Source organism: Pseudomonas sp. FW305-96, assembly GCF_058783825.1.
In genome coordinates this window covers 161,716-176,060 of record NZ_JBYSYW010000005.1, presented here as the reverse complement: position 1 = coordinate 176,060, position 14,345 = coordinate 161,716, and the positions used below count along the sequence as shown (strand labels likewise).

The window sequence follows — 14,345 nt, the reverse complement described above, 5'->3', positions numbered from 1 at the left end:
GCTGACTCCTGTCAAACGCGTTCGAAGACGATGGCGATGCCTTGACCGCCGCCGATGCACATGGTGGCCAGGGCGTAGCGGCCCTGCACGCGGTGCAGTTCATGGATGGCCTTGGTGGCGATGATCGCGCCGGTGGCGCCGACCGGGTGGCCGAGGGAAATGCCGGAGCCGTTGGGGTTGACCTTTTCCGGGTCGAAGCCCAGGGCGCGGGCCACGGCACAGGCCTGCGAGGCGAAAGCTTCGTTGGACTCGATCACGTCCAGGTCGCTGACCTTCAGCCCGGCTTTCTCCAGCACCTTCTGCGTCGCCGGGATCGGGCCCAGGCCCATCAGCGCCGGCTCCACGCCGGCGTGGGCGTAGGCGACGATCCGCGCCAGCGGCTTGAGGCCCTGGCGGCGCACGGCGTCGCCGCTGGCCAGGACCAGGCCGGCGGCGCCGTCGTTGATGCTGCTGGCGTTGCCGGCGGTGACCGTGCCGTCCTTCTTGAACACCGGCTTCATGCTGGCCAGTTGTTCGGCGCTGGCATCGGTGCGCACGTTCTCGTCCACGGCGAACTGCACGCTGCCTTTGCGGGTCTTGATCTCGATCGGCACGATCTGGCCGTCGAAGCGGCCTTCGGCGATGGCGCGGGCGGCGCGGTGCTGGCTGGTCAGGGCGACTTCATCCTGCATCTGGCGGCTGATGCCATGGGCCGCCGCGACGTTCTCGGCGGTGATGCCCATGTGGAAGTGCTCGAACGGGTCCTGAAGAATGCCGACCATGTAGTCGATGCCCTGCAGGTCGCCCATGCGTGCGCCCCAGCGCGCCTGCGGCAGCAGGTAGGGGCCGCGGCTCATGGCTTCGGCGCCGGCGGCCAGGGCGATGTCGCTGTCACCCAGCAGCAGGCCCTGGGCAGCCGAGACGATGGCCTGCAGGCCCGAGCCACACAGGCGGTTGACGCTGAAGGCCGGGGTTTCCTTGGGAATGCCGGCGTTCATTGCCGCGACCCGGCCCAGGTAGGCATCGCGCGGTTCGGTGGGGATCACGTTGCCCATCACCACGTGGCCGATCTGCTCGGCGGACACGCCCGAACGCTCGATGGCGGCGCGGGTGACCTGGGTGGCGAGGTCGGCCAGGGGCAGGTCCTTGAGCGAACCGCCGAAGCTGCCGATGGCCGAACGTACCGCGCTGACGACGAAGATTTCTGTGCTGCTCATGAGGGCTCCGTATTCGAAGGCGTGGCGGGGCGCGGGAGGCTCTGCGAGAATGGCGCCCACACCCTGCGGGGTGGATCGAGTCTAGGCAAAGGCCCGCGGGCGGCCTATGCCGGATCTGTTCAGACAACCTGGCATTTTTTGCCACTCAGCATAGACAGCGGACATTTGCCATGCGCGATAGCGACACGGTCGCGGTGTACTTCCTCAATGCCATGGTCCACGCCCTGCGCGACCGGCCCCAGGCGCGGGACGCCCATCTGCGGGCGGTGGGCATCGACCCGCAGGTACTGGCCCAGCCGCTGGCGCGGGTGCCGGCCAAGGCCTTCGCCCAGCTGTGGCTGGCGCTGATCGACGAGCTGCACGATGAGTTCTTCCAGCTCGACAGCCACGGCATGCCCCTGGGCAGCTTCGCCCTGATCTGTCGCGGGTTGATCCAGGAACCGACCCTGGGCAAGGCGCTGCGCCAGTGCCTGGGCAGTTTCGCCCTGTTCCTGCGTGACCTGAACGGCAATGTCACGGTGCGTGGCGCGCGCACCGTGATCAGTGTGCAGTCGAGCATCGCCGATCCGCTGACCCGGGTCTACGCCGAGGAAACCTACCTGGTGCTGGTGATCGGCCTGCTGTGCTGGCTGGCCGGCCGGCGCATCGCCATCGACCGTACCGAACTGGCCCTGGCGCGCCCGGCACAGGAGGATGACGCATTGCTCTGGGGGCCGGACCTGCGCCTGGGTAGCGGCCGCACCGAGGTGGAGTTCGACAGCGCCTGGCTGCGCCTGCCGGTAGTGCAGGACCTGGCGGCGCTGAAGGGCTTTCTGCGCAGCGCGCCGCAGGGCTTGGTGATCCGCTTTCGCAACCAGAATGGCCGGGTGGCGGAGGTCTATCGTCATTTGCGCGCCCTGCATTACGGGCAGTGGCCGACGCTCGACGCCATGGCCGCGCGGCAGAAGCTCAGCGCCAGCAGCTTTCGCCGTCAGCTGGAGCGCGAAGGGCGCTCCTATCAGCAGATCAAGGATGAGGTGCGCCGGGCAATGGCTTTCGAGCTGCTGCGCGAAGGCCACCTGAGCATCGCCGAGATCGCCGAGCACACCGGCTTCCAGGAGCCCAGCGCGTTTCACCGGGCGTTCAAGAAGTGGACCGGACAGAGCCCGGGCAGCTACCGGGCCAAGCGTGCCGCATCGGCTTGATCAGCGGTCAGGGCTGCAAGGGCTCGGGCCTGAACAACGGCTTCTTCATCACCGCTTTGATCCACACCACCGCGATCAGTGAAACCACCGCCAGCACCAGCCCGGCGGTGCCATAGATCTTCAGGCTCATCTCGGGGCTGGGCGATGCGTTCCAGATCGCATACAGCATGCCGCCGATACCGAACAGTTGCGGCAGCGGATAGAACGGCGTGCGGAACGGCCGCGCCAGGTGCGGGTAACGATGGCGCAGGGCGATCACGTCCAGGTGCACGATGATGTAGGCCAGCAGCCAGGCCAGCGCGGCGGCCAGCAGCAACAGGTTGATCGCCGCAGCGTCCTGGCCCATCAGCAGGATCGGCAGCCCGGTGATCGCCGCCACGAACAGCACGGCGACCCAAGGTGTACGGGCGCGCGGGCTGAGCTGCTTGAACTGGGGGAACGCCTGGCCATTGCAGGCCATGCCGTAGAGCATGCGCGGGATGGCCGCCAGCGAAGTGTTGAGGGTACTGCAGGTGGCGGTGACCGCGGCGATCACCAGGAACACTTCGCCGGTCTTGCCGAACACCGTGGTGGCGAACAGGTAATGGGGCAGGGCATCGCTGCCGAGCGCCTCGCGTGGCACCAGGAACAGCGCGCCGAGGCCGTACAGGCCGATGGTGGCGAAGATCACGGTCAGGCCGATGATCATCGCGCGCGGGATGTTGCGCTCGGGCTTGCGGGTTTCCTCCACCAGCGAGCAGACGAACTCGGCGCCGACGAAGCCCCACACGGCCATGGCGGTCAAGGCCAGCACCCCGGCGCCCATGGGGTTCCAGTCGCCCTGCAGCAGGGTGGTGGTGACGCCGTCGGCATGCCCTTCGCTGATCGCGGCGACGCCGAGGATCAGCAGCACGATCACCATGACCACGGCCATGGCGCTTTGCAGCTTGGCGAAGAGGTCGATGCCCATGAGGTTGAGGGCGGTGAACAGGGCGAGTACGCCGAAGGCCACCGAATACTGCGGGAACACCCCGGGGTAGACCTTGCCGACGATCAGGTCGAGCAACAGCAATTCGGCCGACAGCGCGAACATGGCCACCACTACATAGCCGGAGAAGGTCGCGAGGATGGCCGGGAAGTGCCCCAGCGCCACCTCGGTGTAGCTCGACAGGCTGCCGGCGCGCGGCACCAGCAGGGCCAACTCGGAGAAGGAGAACGCATAGCTCAGGGCCAGCAGGTAGGCCAGCCCCAACGGCACGATGAAGCCCAGGCCGGCGGCGCCGACCCCCTGCAGCATCATCACCATCACCCCTTGCGACACCACCAGGCCCACGGCCACCGCCAGCAGCGAGCCCAGCCCCAGGACCCGGCGAAAGCCGGCTTCATCGTGCTGCACGCTGGCAGGCACGGACGCACTTGCACTCATGACAGTTCCCCGCTCTTTGTTGTTTTAGTGCGCAGATACTGGGACAGGGTGGCAGGCGGGGAAATTAGTAAATATGTGGTTGGTGCAGAGGAAAAAGCTGGGTTGGCCGGGGGTTGTTGCGCATTCCTTTCGCCGTGGTTCGTCGCCACGACAAGCTGGCTCCCACAGGGACAGCGCAAGGCTTGAGGTTTGCGCGGTCGGTGTGGGAGCCGGCTTGCCGGCGAAAGGGCCGCAGGGCGGCCCTGGTGCTCAGAACGTCGCCTTGACCTGCAAGCCGAGCACCAGCGCGTTGTCGATGTCCTTCCCGGAAAACGCCCCCGGCTCGACGATGTACTGCACGTCCGGGCGCAGGTTCAGCCACGGCGTGGCCTGGTAGCCGTAGCTCAGCTCAATCAGTTGCTCGGCGCTGTCGATGTCGGGGAATGGCTGGCCGGCATTGAATGCGGCATCCTCGAGCACGTCGCGGCTGCGCGGGTTCGGCACTGCGCGCCCGTAACCCAGCGCCACGGTATCCCGAGGCCGGCCCACGAACGGCTGGTACAGCACCACGCCGGCACCGTACCACTTGGTGAATGGCGAGGCGGCCTTGCTCGACGCCGAGTACTGGCCAAAGGCGTGCAGGCTGCGCCCCGGCAATGCCGGGTCGTTCCACACAGCCTGGTCGACCAGCAGGTAATGGCCACCGCGACCGGCGACTTCCTCGCTGCTGCCGATGCGTTTCACGTTCGAGCTGTCGTAGTAGTAGCCGACCTTGTATTCGCCCGGCAGCTCGCCACGCAGCTTGTACACCAGTTCCAGCGGGAGCACGGTGCCGGTGCTGTGCTTGGGCCCCAGGTGCCAGGCACGGCTGGAATTGCCGTTGCTCTCGGGGTCGACGTTGAACGCCGCAACGCGCAGTTGCCAGTCCGGCGCCAGGTCGTACTTGAGCCGCGCGCCGAGGTGAGCGTTGGGGTAGTTGGTCCACCCGCTGCCGCCGGACATGTTCAGCGGGTGGCCGCAGAAGCCGGCGTTCATGAAGTTGCACAGGATGCCGCTGTCCAGCCCGCCGAGGTCGTTGCCCATGGCCATGTAGCCGAGCTTGAGGTTGAGCGAAGGCGACAGGTTGCGCTCGTAGCTCAGTTCGGTGAGGCGGGTGTAGAGGCCACCGTAGTTTTCCTGGATCGGCAGGCGGTTGCCCACCAGGTCCTCCGAGGCGCTGTTGCCGCGGCGGTCGTTGATGGTCAGCTGGACCTTGCCGCCGTTGTCGAGGCCGTACAGTTTCGACAGGTCGAACTGCGCGCCCAGCTTGAGGTTCTGCGAGTAGCGGGCCGAACGGTGCAGGCCGCCGTGGGCGTTGTAGGCGGTCTCGCCGCTGTAGTCGCCGGTGAAGGTGATGCCGTCTGCCGCGAGCTGGTGGCGCAGGCCGCCCCAGTCGCCGGTCAGGGTGTTGTCGGCGGCGAATGCAGTGGTGCTGGCGAGGGCAAGGAGCAGGGTGGGGGTGAGGCGTGAAACGGATGACATTGCGAAGTCTCGGGTGGTCTGAAAGGGCCTCATCGCCGGCAAGCCGGCTCCCACAGTGAGTGCGCGCACCCTGTGGGAGCCGGCTTGCCGGCGATACAGGCGACGCGATTTATGGCAATGCGTACGCCATCACATAGTCGCCGCGGTCGGTCGACTGGCGCGCACCGCCGGCAGTGACCACCACGTACTGCTTGCCGGTCCTGGGCGACACATAGGTCATCGGGCCGCCCTGGCTGCCGACCGGCAGGCGGGCTTTCCAGATCTCGCTGCCGTTGCTGCTGTCGTAGGCGCGCAGGTAGAAATCCTGGGTGCCGGCGATGAACACCAGGCCTCCCTGGGTGGACAGGGTGCCGCCGAGCGTCGGCAGGCCGATCTTGATCGGCAGGTGCATGCGGATGCCCAGGGGGCCGGTGTCCTCGACGGTGCCCACCGGCACCTGCCAGGCGACCTGGCGGGTCTTCATGTCGATGGCGGTCAGGGTACCGAACGGCGGTGCCTGGCACGGGATGCCAGCCACCGACAGGAAGCGGTTCTTGTTCACCGCATACGGGGTGCCCTTGAGCGGCACCGCGCCCATGCCGGTATTCAACGCCTCGCCACCGGCGGCGGCATCACCCTTGTTCTGCGACGGGATCATCTGGATCCACAGGCCCAGGCGCATGTCGTTGACGAAGATGAAACCATGCACCGGGTCGGTGGAAATGCTGCCCCAGTTCATCCCGCCCAGCGAGCCCGGGAAGCTCAGCGACAGGTCGGTGCCGGGCGCGGTGTAGAGGCCGTCGTAGCGCATCTTCTTGAAGTCGATGCGGCACAGCAGCTGGTCATAGGGCGTGGCGCCCCACATGTCCGACTCGGTCAGGGTCTGCGCGCCGATCTGCGGCATGCCCACCGATTTCGGCTGGGTCGGCGAGTACGGCTCGTTGGGGATGTTGCTTGGCTTGACCGGCACTTCATCAACTTGCGTGAGCGGCTTGCCGGTGGCGCGGTCGAGCACGTAGATCTGCCCGGCCTTGGTGCCGATCACCACGGCCGGCACGCTGCTGCCGTCATCCTTGGTGAAGTCGATCAGGCTTGGCTGCATCGGCAGGTCGAAGTCCCAGAGGTCGTTGTGCACGGTCTGGTAGACCCACTTCTGGTTGCCGGTGGTGGCGTCCAGGGCCAGCACCGAGGCGCCGTAGGTGTGGTCAAGCCTGCTGCGCTCCACGCCGTAGATATCGGTGGACGAGGAGCCCATCGGCAAGAACACGGTGTTCATCGCCGGATCGTACGACATCGGCGCCCAGCTGTTGGGAGTGCTGCGCACGTAGGTGCCGTCACCTTGCGGGGCAGCGCGGTCTTCCGGGTTGCCGGGGTCGAAGGCCCAGCGCTGGGCCCCGCTGATCACGTCGAAGCCACGGATGACGCCGCCGGGCATGTCGGTCTGCACGTTGTCGGCCACGCGCCCGCCGACCACCACGGTAGTACCGGCCATCAGCGGTGCCGAGGACAGCTGGTAGTAGGAATCCGGGACATCGCCCAGGCCGGCCTTGAGGTCGACCTGGCCGTTTTCGCCGAAGCCCTGGCAGAACGCGCCGGTGTCGGCGTCGACGGCGATCAGGCGGCCATCGATGGTGTTGGTCAGCAGGCGGCGCTGGCAGTTGGCGCCGGCCGGCACGCTGGCCAGAGTGATCAGTGAACTGTTCGGCTGGCTCGGTTGGGCGATCGGCGTAGTGGCGTCGAAGTAGGCCATGCCACGGCAACGCTGCCAGACCTTGGACTGGGCGTTAATGGCGTTCTTCCACAGCTGCTTGCCGGTGTCGGCGTCCAGCGCGATCAGGTTGTTGTGCGGGGTGCAGATGAACACCTTGTCGCCGACCTGCAGCGGGGTGAGCTGGTCTTCGGCGCCATTGCCATCGCTGAGGGCGACGTCGCCGGTGTGGTAGGTCCAGGCGACCTTGAGCTTGTCGACGTTGCCGCGGTTGATCTGGTCCAGGGCGGCGAAACGGCTGCCGCCTTCGGTGTTGCCGTAGTGGGCCCAGTCCTTCTGTTGCTGGCCGGGCTCCACCGGGGTCAGGCCCGGGCCGTTGCCGGTGGGGGCGACGCTGGGGTGGGCAACGAACATGTTGCCGGCGGCGATCGCCAGGGCCACGGCCAGCAAGCCGGCGATGCCATAGGCACCGCGCGCCTGGTGGCGCACCAGTAGCGGGTAAACCAGCGCGACCACCAGGCCGATGGCGGCGAACATGAACAGGCGCGAGAACAGCGGCCAGAACACCAGTCCGCTGTCGGCCACGGCCCAGATCGCGGTGCCGGCGAGGAACAGGGCGTACAGCCAGGCGCCGGCGGGTTTGCCTCGGGCGATGAGCAGGCCGGCGAGGGCCATGGCCAGGCCGCCGGTCAGGAAGTACCAGGAGCCGCCCAGGCCGGCCAGCTTGAGGCCGCCGGCAGCCAGGAGCAGGCCGAGCAGGGCGATGACAACGCCCAGGCCGAGCAGGATGAAGGTTGAGGCGCCACGGGCGCGGGGGGAGTCTTTCATGCCAGGGATCTCGCAGGTGGAATACCGGCAGTTTAATCCCTTAGCAAGCTAATTAACAAGTTAGTACATTTTAAATCGGGACCGATTGTCGCAGGGGCGTGCAGACCTGCTGGAGCCCCTGCGCTGCAACATGCCAATGGCGTCAGGCCTGCAACCCCTCCAGCACGCAGCGCAACGCCCCTTTCACGCGTTCGGCGGCCGCCTGCGGATCGTCCTGGGCAATCACCCAGATACCGCTGTCGCCCATGGCGCCGTTGAGCAGGTGGGCCATGGCCACGGCATCGAACGCGCGCAGCCTGCCGGTCTGCTGCAACTCGACCAGGCCCTGAGCCATGGGACCGATGTAGCTGGCCTCTTCCATCTCGCGCAGGCGCGGGCCGAGCACGCCGGGGGCATCCTGCAACAGGATGCGCCGCAGCGCTGGTTCATGCAGCAGGTCGTAGTAGTACAGGCAGGTGTCGATATAGCCCTCCCACGGGTCGACGTGGGTGGCGTAGCGGGCATCGATGGCTTGGTTGATCTCGTCGAGCAGGTGCTGGACCACGGCGGTGAACAGCCCGGCCTTGCCGCCGAAGTGGTGGTGCAGGGCGCCTCGGGTGAGGTCGGCTTCAGCGCACAGCTCGTCCATCACCACGGCGGCAAAGCCTTTTTCGGCGAACTGGCGGCGGGCAACGGCGATCAGCCGTTCGGTGGTGTCCGCGCTCATGGCGGCGCGGCTGCGACGAGGGGTGGGCATTGAGGCTCCGATGACAAAAGGCGATGCGCGCAAATTAGCATACGTTGCGTATGTCAATAAATGGCATTAGCATACGCGGCGTATGTCAATTGGAGATTGTCACCGTGTCTGCCCTCGTTTCGCGTAAACCCACTGCCTGGCTGGGCGAGCTGCCGGGCCTGCTGCGCCTGGCGCTGCCGCTGGTGCTGGGCCTGTCGGCGGCCGAGCTGATCAGCCTGACCGACACCGTGCTGCTGGCTTCGTTGGGCACGCTGGTGCTGGCCTGTGTCGCGCTGACCAGCAGTGCCGGGCTGATTTTCCATGCCGGGCTGTACGGCATGCTCGCCACCCTCAGCGTGCGCGTCGGCCACGCCTTCGGCGCCGATGATCCGGGCGAAGTGGCGCGCACGCTGCGTGGCGGCCTCGGCTATGGGTTGCTGGTTGGCATCCTCGGTTGCCTGGCCATGCTGGCCACGTTGCCGCTGGTGCAATGGCTGGGCGTGCCGCTGCCGGACGTGGCCCTGCTGACGCCGTACTGGCAGGCCATGGCGGTGTTCCTGATTCCGTACTGCCTGGCAGTGGTGTTCAAGGACGTGCTGGAGGCCATCGGCCGGCCTTGGGTGGCCGTACTGCTGGTGATGAGCGCGGTGCTGTTCAACCTGCCGCTGAGCTATGGCCTGATCCATGGGCATTTCGGCTTGCCGGCGCTGGGGTTGCTGGGTGCGGGCATCGCCGGGGTGATCGCCGAGTCGCTGGCGGTGGTGCTGGCCCTGGCCTATTGGCGGATGGCGCCGTCGTTGGCGCGCTATCGCCAGGCGCCACAGGGGCCGCACTTGTCCTGGCGCACGCTGCTTGGCGAGGGCTGGCCACTGGGGCTGGGCTACCTGGCCGAGGCCGGCGCGGTGGTGATCGCGGCGTGGATGCTCGGCTGGCTGGGCAATGCCGCACTGGCCGCCAACCAGGTGGTGCAGTCGATCGGCGCGCTGCTGTACATGCTGCCGCTGGGCATGGCTGCGGCGGTGAGCATTCGCATCAGCCAGGCCCAGGGCCGCGGCGAGACGGCGCGCATCCGCGCCATCGGCAGCGCCACTTTCGCCAGCGTCACCGCCTGGATGCTGGTGGCCACCGTGCTGCTGGCGCTGTTCGGGCGGCGCATCGCCGAGGCCATGAGCGACGACCCGCAGGTCATCGCCATCGCCGTGCCGATGTTCGTGGTGGTCGCGGCGATGCAGGTGGCCGACGGCCTGCAATCCACCGCGCTGGGCGCCTTGCGTGGCCTGCAGGACTACCGCTGGCCGGTGGGGGTGACCTTGGTCAGCTACTGGTTGCTGGCGCTGCCGATGAGCTACTGGCTGGCCTTCCATTCCGCGCTGGGCCCGGTGGGTGTGTGGGTGGGCTTCGCCTGTGGCCTGGCGGTGTCGGCGGTGCTGCTGCCGTGGCGTTTCTATCGGCTGCAGGCAAGGCCGCTCACCGCGGCGCTGGTTCAGCCCTGATAGAAAACCGCCAGCCACACCGTGGCCACGCCGGGCTCGGTCCACTCCACGCGGTGGCGGCAGCGGGGCGGGATGTCCAGGTGGTCGCCTGCGCGCAGCACGCGGGTGTGCGTCTCGTGCTCCAGGCGCAGCCCGGCGCTGCCGCTGAGCACGACCACCCATTCGCCCTCGGCCTGGTCGTACCAGAACCCCTCAGGGCTGGCCTGGCCGCTGGAGGCGATGCGTTCGATGCGCAAGCCCGGCCGCCGCAGCAGTTCGGTGAATTGCTCATCGGCCTCGGGGGCCAGCGGTGGCAGGGCGGTGAACAGGTTGTCTGGCATGGGACGGCTCGCGGGAGGTTGATTGCAGAGGGGCAATTGTAGGAAGGTTTCGGCTTTTGCCCCACGGAAAACCACGATGGACAAGCTGCTGGCGATCAAGGTGTTCATGGCCACCGCCGAGACCGGGGGTTTTTCCGCCGCCGCGCGCAGGCTGGGGGTGGCGACGTCTTCGGTGACCCGCCAGGTCGATGCCCTCGAACAGGCGCTCGGGGCCAGCCTGCTCAACCGCTCCACCCGCCAGGTCAGCCTGACCGAGGCCGGCATCAGCTACTACCAGCGCGCCCGCGAGATCCTCGAGGCGCTGGCCGAAGCCGACGCCAGCGTCGCCGACCGTGGCGAGGAGCCGGTGGGGGTGCTGCGCCTGTGTCTGCCGGTGGAGTTCGGCCGGCGGGTGATTGCCCCGCACCTGGGGGCGTTTCTCGCCCGTCACCCGGCCCTGGAGCTGGACATCGACCTCAGCGACCGTTTCGACGACCTGCTCGACGGGCGCTACGACTTGGCCATCCGCCTGGGCGAACCGGCGCCCGGCGATGAACTGGTGTGCCGGCCGCTGGGCCGCTTCGAGCGTTGGCTGGTGGCAAGCCCCGCGTACCTGCGTCAGCACCCGCCGCTCGGCGAACCGCGACAACTGGCCGATCACGCCTGCCTGCGTTTTCGTTACGGCCAGTCGGCGCGGCCCTGGCGTCTGACCCAGGGCGAGCAATGCCTGGAACTGGATATCAGCGGCCCGCTGCGCAGCGCCAATGCCGACCTGCTGCGCGAGGCGGCGATCGCTGGCAGCGGGGTGGCGTTGCTGGCCGACTGGCTGGTGCGCGAGGATGTCGAGGCCGGGCGCCTGCAACGGCTGTTCGCCGACTGGACGGTGAGTCCGGGCAATGCCAGCGCCAGCATCAACGCCTTGTACCTGCCCAATCACCGGGGTTCGCGACGGGTGATGGCGTTCGTTGCCTTCTGTGAGGGGCTGCTGGCGGACTGAGGCGTTGCGTGCCGCGCAAAGGCCTGTTGCGCGGGCGATGGATTCTCGCCAGGGCGAATGTCCGTCACCCTTCGCGCACATCCTTTCGCAAGCCGAGGCACCCTCGAATGAATCCCTCCCTCGCCGTTGTCCAGCCAGCGGTCCCAGGCCTGAGCCGGGCCCTGGTGACGTTACTGGCCTTCTGCTGCGGCGCCATCGTCGCCAACATCTACTACGCCCAACCCATCGTTGGCCTGATTGCCCCGGACGTTGGCCTGTCCACCGAGCGGGCCGGCCTGATTGTGTCCCTGACCCAGATCGGCTACGCCCTGGGCCTGTTGTTCCTGGTGCCGCTGGCCGACCTTTTGGAGAATCGCCGGCTGATGGTCGCCACGGCGGTGCTGGCCGCCGGCAGCCTGTTGCTGGCCGGCACCAGCGGCCATGGGCAGGGCGAGGTGTTCCTGCTGTACGCACTGCTGATCGGCTTCAGTTCGGTGGCGGTGCAGATGCTGATACCGCTGGCGGCGCATCTGGCGCCGGAGCGCGAGCGTGGCAGGGTGGTCGGCAACATCATGGGTGGGTTGCTGCTGGGGATCCTCCTGGCGCGTCCACTGGCAAGCCTGGTGGCGGATCATTTCGGCTGGCGTGCGGTGTTCGTCGGTGCCGCGGGGTTGATGCTGGCGATCATCCTGCTGCTGGCGTCGACCCTGCCGCGCCGGGTGCCGGAGCACAAGGCCAGCTATGCCGGGTTGATGGCCTCTTTGCTGGTGCTGTTGCGCCGTTATCCGGCGTTGCGCCAGCGGGCGTTGTACCAGGCGCTGATGTTCGCGGCGTTCAGCCTGTACTGGACGGCGGTGCCGCTGGCGCTGGCCGCTGAACATGGCCTGTCGCAGAGCCAGATCGCGCTGTTCGCCCTGGTCGGGGCGGTGGGCGCGGTGGCGGCGCCGTTGGCCGGGCGGTTGGCCGATGCCGGGCATGGACGGCGCGCTTCGTTGCTGGCGATGAGCCTGGCGCCGCTGGCGTTGCTCGGCGGCCTGAGTACAGCGGGCATGAGCGTGATCGGCCTGGGGCTGACCGGGGTGCTGCTGGATTTTGCCGTGCAGATGAACCTGGTCATCGGCCAGCGCGAGGTGTACGCGCTGGATCCGGCCAGCCGTGGCCGCTTGAATGCGCTGTACATGACCAGCATCTTCCTCGGCGGCGCTGTGGGCTCGGCGCTGGCCAGCGGGGTGTATGCGCAGTTCGGCTGGCACGGGGTGGCGCTGTTGGGGGCGGGATTGCCGGCGGTGGCGCTGGTGGCGTTCCTGATCGTTTCCCGGCGCTGATCCCGGGTGTTTATCGTCCCAGCGGCAGGGCCACGCCGATCAGCGCAAACAGGCCGCCACAGGCGCGGTTGAACCCCCGGCCACCCTTGGCCAGCCATGGCCGGATGCGAAATGCCAGGCGCGCCAGCAGGTACTCCACCAGGCACTCGACACTGGCGAAGGTCGCCGCCATCACCACGAACTGCAGCAGCAGGCCGCGCTGCGGGTCGATGAATTGCGGCAGGAACGCGCCATAGAACAACAGCACCTTGGGGTTGGCCAGCGCCGACAGGCAGCCCTGGCGGAACAGCCCGGCATTGCTCAGCGCGGTACTGCCGCGGGGCAACTCGAGATGCAGCGCCGGGGTGCGCCACAGCTGGATCCCCAGCCAGACCAGGTAGGCCCCGCCCACCCACTTGAGCACCGTCAGCACCGAGGCCGAGGCCTGCAGCAGGGCGCTCAGGCCGAACATGGTCAGGGCGATCAGGGCGCTGAAACCGAACAGCCCGCCGCAGATGGTGAACAGCGTGCGCCGGGCGCCGTACAGCGCGCCATGGGTCAGGGCCAGCAGGCTGTTGGGGCCTGGAGTAAGGGACAGGCCGATGCTGGCGAGCAGGTAGATGAGCCAGGTGTCGAGTGCCATGGGTGTGCCTTGTCGGTGGTGAGGGCGCCAGTGTAGGGCAGGGTTGTGGGAATACAGGGTAGTATTCGGACAAATGAAGGTCATTTTCGGACGCTGCCATGACACCCGACCTGCGCCTGCTGATCCTGCCACTGCCGGAATTCGCCTTGCTGCCCTTTGGCGCCTTTCTCGACAAGCTGCGCTTTTCCGCCGACGACGAGGACTACAGCCGCCAGCGCTACTGCCGCTGGACCGTGATCGGCCTGGACCTGGCGCCTGTGCCGTCCAGCAGTGGGGCCATGGTGCAGGTGGAGGCGACGTCCGCGCAGGTCGACTGGAGCGCCTACGACCATCTGGTGCTGTTCGGCGGGCGCAATGCCAGCGCCACGGCGGCATTGGCGCCACGCTACCGGGCCTTGCTGAAACAGGCGGCCAAGGCGGGGGTGAGGCTGGTCTGCGTCGACAACGCGGCCTTCCTGCTGGCGGCCTGTAGCCTGCTGGACGGTCATCAGGTGGTGGTGCACTGGCGTCATGAGGCCGAGTTCCGCGTGGCGTTTCCCCGTGTGCGGTTGCTGACCGGTCAGTTGTACTGCTTCGACGGCAGCCGTATCACCTGCGCCGGCGGCACGGCGGCCATCGACCTGGCGGTGGAGCTGATCGCCCGCGCCAGCGGCCGCGCCCGAGCGCTCAAGGGCCTGGCCGACATGCTGGTGGATGAAAGCCGCGACAGCCGCCACGCCTTGCGCTCGCTGGAGGCCGGCGCCGGGGAGGGGCGCCAGGTGCAACGGGCCACGGCGCTGATGCGCCATCACCTGGCGGCGCGGCTGCCGGTGGAGGCGCTGGCGGCGGAGCTGGGGATCAGCCGGCGCCAGCTCGACCGCCAGTTCCAGGCCTGCCATGGCATGAGCGCCAAGGCCTGGTGGCAGGAGCTGCGCCTGCAGCAGGCGCGCTGGCGGTTGCTCAACTCCAGCCACAGCCTGGCGCAGATCGCCGATGAAGTGGGCATGGGCGATGCCAGTTACCTGGGCAAGTGGGTGCGGCGGCGCTTCGGTTGTACGGCGCTGGCGCTGCGCAGGTCCGAGCCGGACTCATCGCGGGGCAAGCCTGCTGCCAGCGTCTGACGCCGCGGCGTGCGG

Annotated in this window: 12 protein-coding genes; 5 read left to right on the top strand and 7 right to left on the bottom strand. The window is 67.9% G+C overall.

Features of this window, described 5'->3' with window-relative positions:
- Positions 1-11: 11 nt before the first annotated feature.
- Entirely contained in the window at positions 12-1,196 is a 1,185-nt protein-coding gene (locus AC3WL2_RS05910) for an acetyl-CoA C-acyltransferase family protein (protein ID WP_102684626.1), read from the bottom strand.
- A gap of 170 nt (positions 1,197-1,366) precedes the next feature.
- Here AC3WL2_RS05910 and AC3WL2_RS05905 point away from each other — a divergent pair, with 170 nt between their 5' ends.
- A complete protein-coding gene (locus tag AC3WL2_RS05905) occupies positions 1,367-2,380 on the top strand; it encodes an AraC family transcriptional regulator (RefSeq protein ID WP_102684625.1) in 1,014 nt (337 codons plus the stop codon).
- Between the two features lie 7 nt (positions 2,381-2,387).
- On the opposite strand, the gene AC3WL2_RS05900 is transcribed toward AC3WL2_RS05905, so the two are convergent.
- The 4 genes from AC3WL2_RS05900 to AC3WL2_RS05885 form a co-directional block, all read right to left on the bottom strand.
- Positions 2,388-3,785: an APC family permease gene (locus tag AC3WL2_RS05900; protein ID WP_102684624.1), complete on the bottom strand. Its 1,398-nt coding sequence runs from the start codon at positions 3,783-3,785 to the stop codon at positions 2,388-2,390.
- A gap of 249 nt (positions 3,786-4,034) precedes the next feature.
- Entirely contained in the window at positions 4,035-5,285 is a 1,251-nt protein-coding gene (locus tag AC3WL2_RS05895) for a carbohydrate porin (protein WP_102684623.1), read from the bottom strand.
- A gap of 109 nt (positions 5,286-5,394) precedes the next feature.
- The gene (locus AC3WL2_RS05890) at positions 5,395-7,800 is read right to left on the bottom strand and encodes a glucose/quinate/shikimate family membrane-bound PQQ-dependent dehydrogenase (RefSeq protein WP_102684622.1); all 2,406 of its coding nucleotides are present in this window, start codon (positions 7,798-7,800) and stop codon (positions 5,395-5,397) included.
- 142 nt (positions 7,801-7,942) lie between these two features.
- Positions 7,943-8,536: a TetR/AcrR family transcriptional regulator gene (locus tag AC3WL2_RS05885; RefSeq protein WP_102684621.1), complete on the bottom strand. Its 594-nt coding sequence runs from the start codon at positions 8,534-8,536 to the stop codon at positions 7,943-7,945.
- Between the two features lie 104 nt (positions 8,537-8,640).
- Here AC3WL2_RS05885 and AC3WL2_RS05880 point away from each other — a divergent pair, with 104 nt between their 5' ends.
- Positions 8,641-10,008, top strand: a complete 1,368-nt coding sequence (locus AC3WL2_RS05880; RefSeq protein ID WP_158247490.1) for an MATE family efflux transporter — start codon at positions 8,641-8,643, stop codon at positions 10,006-10,008.
- Here the strand turns inward: AC3WL2_RS05880 and AC3WL2_RS05875 are convergent.
- The gene (locus AC3WL2_RS05875) at positions 9,999-10,328 is read right to left on the bottom strand and encodes a cupin domain-containing protein (protein ID WP_102684619.1); all 330 of its coding nucleotides are present in this window, start codon (positions 10,326-10,328) and stop codon (positions 9,999-10,001) included. The two genes, AC3WL2_RS05880 and AC3WL2_RS05875, sit on opposite strands and share 10 nt — an antisense overlap.
- A gap of 76 nt (positions 10,329-10,404) precedes the next feature.
- Here AC3WL2_RS05875 and AC3WL2_RS05870 point away from each other — a divergent pair, with 76 nt between their 5' ends.
- Positions 10,405-11,304 carry a LysR family transcriptional regulator gene (locus AC3WL2_RS05870; protein ID WP_102684618.1) on the top strand — a complete coding sequence of 300 codons (900 nt, stop codon included), beginning with the start codon at positions 10,405-10,407 and terminating at the stop codon, positions 11,302-11,304.
- 107 nt (positions 11,305-11,411) lie between these two features.
- On the top strand, positions 11,412-12,608 hold the full coding sequence (locus tag AC3WL2_RS05865) for an MFS transporter (protein WP_102684617.1): 1,197 nt from the start codon (positions 11,412-11,414) through the stop codon (positions 12,606-12,608).
- Between the two features lie 10 nt (positions 12,609-12,618).
- On the opposite strand, the gene AC3WL2_RS05860 is transcribed toward AC3WL2_RS05865, so the two are convergent.
- Positions 12,619-13,230 (bottom strand): LysE family translocator, encoded by a 612-nt coding sequence (locus AC3WL2_RS05860; protein WP_102684616.1) that lies wholly within the window; start codon positions 13,228-13,230, stop codon positions 12,619-12,621.
- A 98-nt stretch (positions 13,231-13,328) separates the two neighbouring features.
- Between AC3WL2_RS05860 and AC3WL2_RS05855 the strand changes: the two genes are divergently transcribed.
- Entirely contained in the window at positions 13,329-14,330 is a 1,002-nt protein-coding gene (locus tag AC3WL2_RS05855) for a GlxA family transcriptional regulator (protein ID WP_102684615.1), read from the top strand.
- The last annotated feature ends 15 nt before the right edge of the window (positions 14,331-14,345 follow it).

What these genes read in the sequence shown, in the direction of transcription:
- AC3WL2_RS05910 (WP_102684626.1), bottom strand. Translation starts at nt 1,196, where the DNA reads ATGAGCAGCACAGAAATCTTCGTCGTCAGCGCGGTACGTTCGGCCATC.
- AC3WL2_RS05905 (WP_102684625.1), top strand. Translation starts at nt 1,367, where the DNA reads ATGCGCGATAGCGACACGGTCGCGGTGTACTTCCTCAATGCCATGGTC.
- AC3WL2_RS05900 (WP_102684624.1), bottom strand. Translation starts at nt 3,785, where the DNA reads ATGAGTGCAAGTGCGTCCGTGCCTGCCAGCGTGCAGCACGATGAAGCC.
- AC3WL2_RS05895 (WP_102684623.1), bottom strand. Translation starts at nt 5,285, where the DNA reads ATGTCATCCGTTTCACGCCTCACCCCCACCCTGCTCCTTGCCCTCGCC.
- AC3WL2_RS05890 (WP_102684622.1), bottom strand. Translation starts at nt 7,800, where the DNA reads ATGAAAGACTCCCCCCGCGCCCGTGGCGCCTCAACCTTCATCCTGCTC.
- AC3WL2_RS05885 (WP_102684621.1), bottom strand. Translation starts at nt 8,536, where the DNA reads ATGCCCACCCCTCGTCGCAGCCGCGCCGCCATGAGCGCGGACACCACC.
- AC3WL2_RS05875 (WP_102684619.1), bottom strand. Translation starts at nt 10,328, where the DNA reads ATGCCAGACAACCTGTTCACCGCCCTGCCACCGCTGGCCCCCGAGGCC.
- AC3WL2_RS05870 (WP_102684618.1), top strand. Translation starts at nt 10,405, where the DNA reads ATGGACAAGCTGCTGGCGATCAAGGTGTTCATGGCCACCGCCGAGACC.
- AC3WL2_RS05865 (WP_102684617.1), top strand. Translation starts at nt 11,412, where the DNA reads ATGAATCCCTCCCTCGCCGTTGTCCAGCCAGCGGTCCCAGGCCTGAGC.
- AC3WL2_RS05860 (WP_102684616.1), bottom strand. Translation starts at nt 13,230, where the DNA reads ATGGCACTCGACACCTGGCTCATCTACCTGCTCGCCAGCATCGGCCTG.
- AC3WL2_RS05855 (WP_102684615.1), top strand. Translation starts at nt 13,329, where the DNA reads ATGACACCCGACCTGCGCCTGCTGATCCTGCCACTGCCGGAATTCGCC.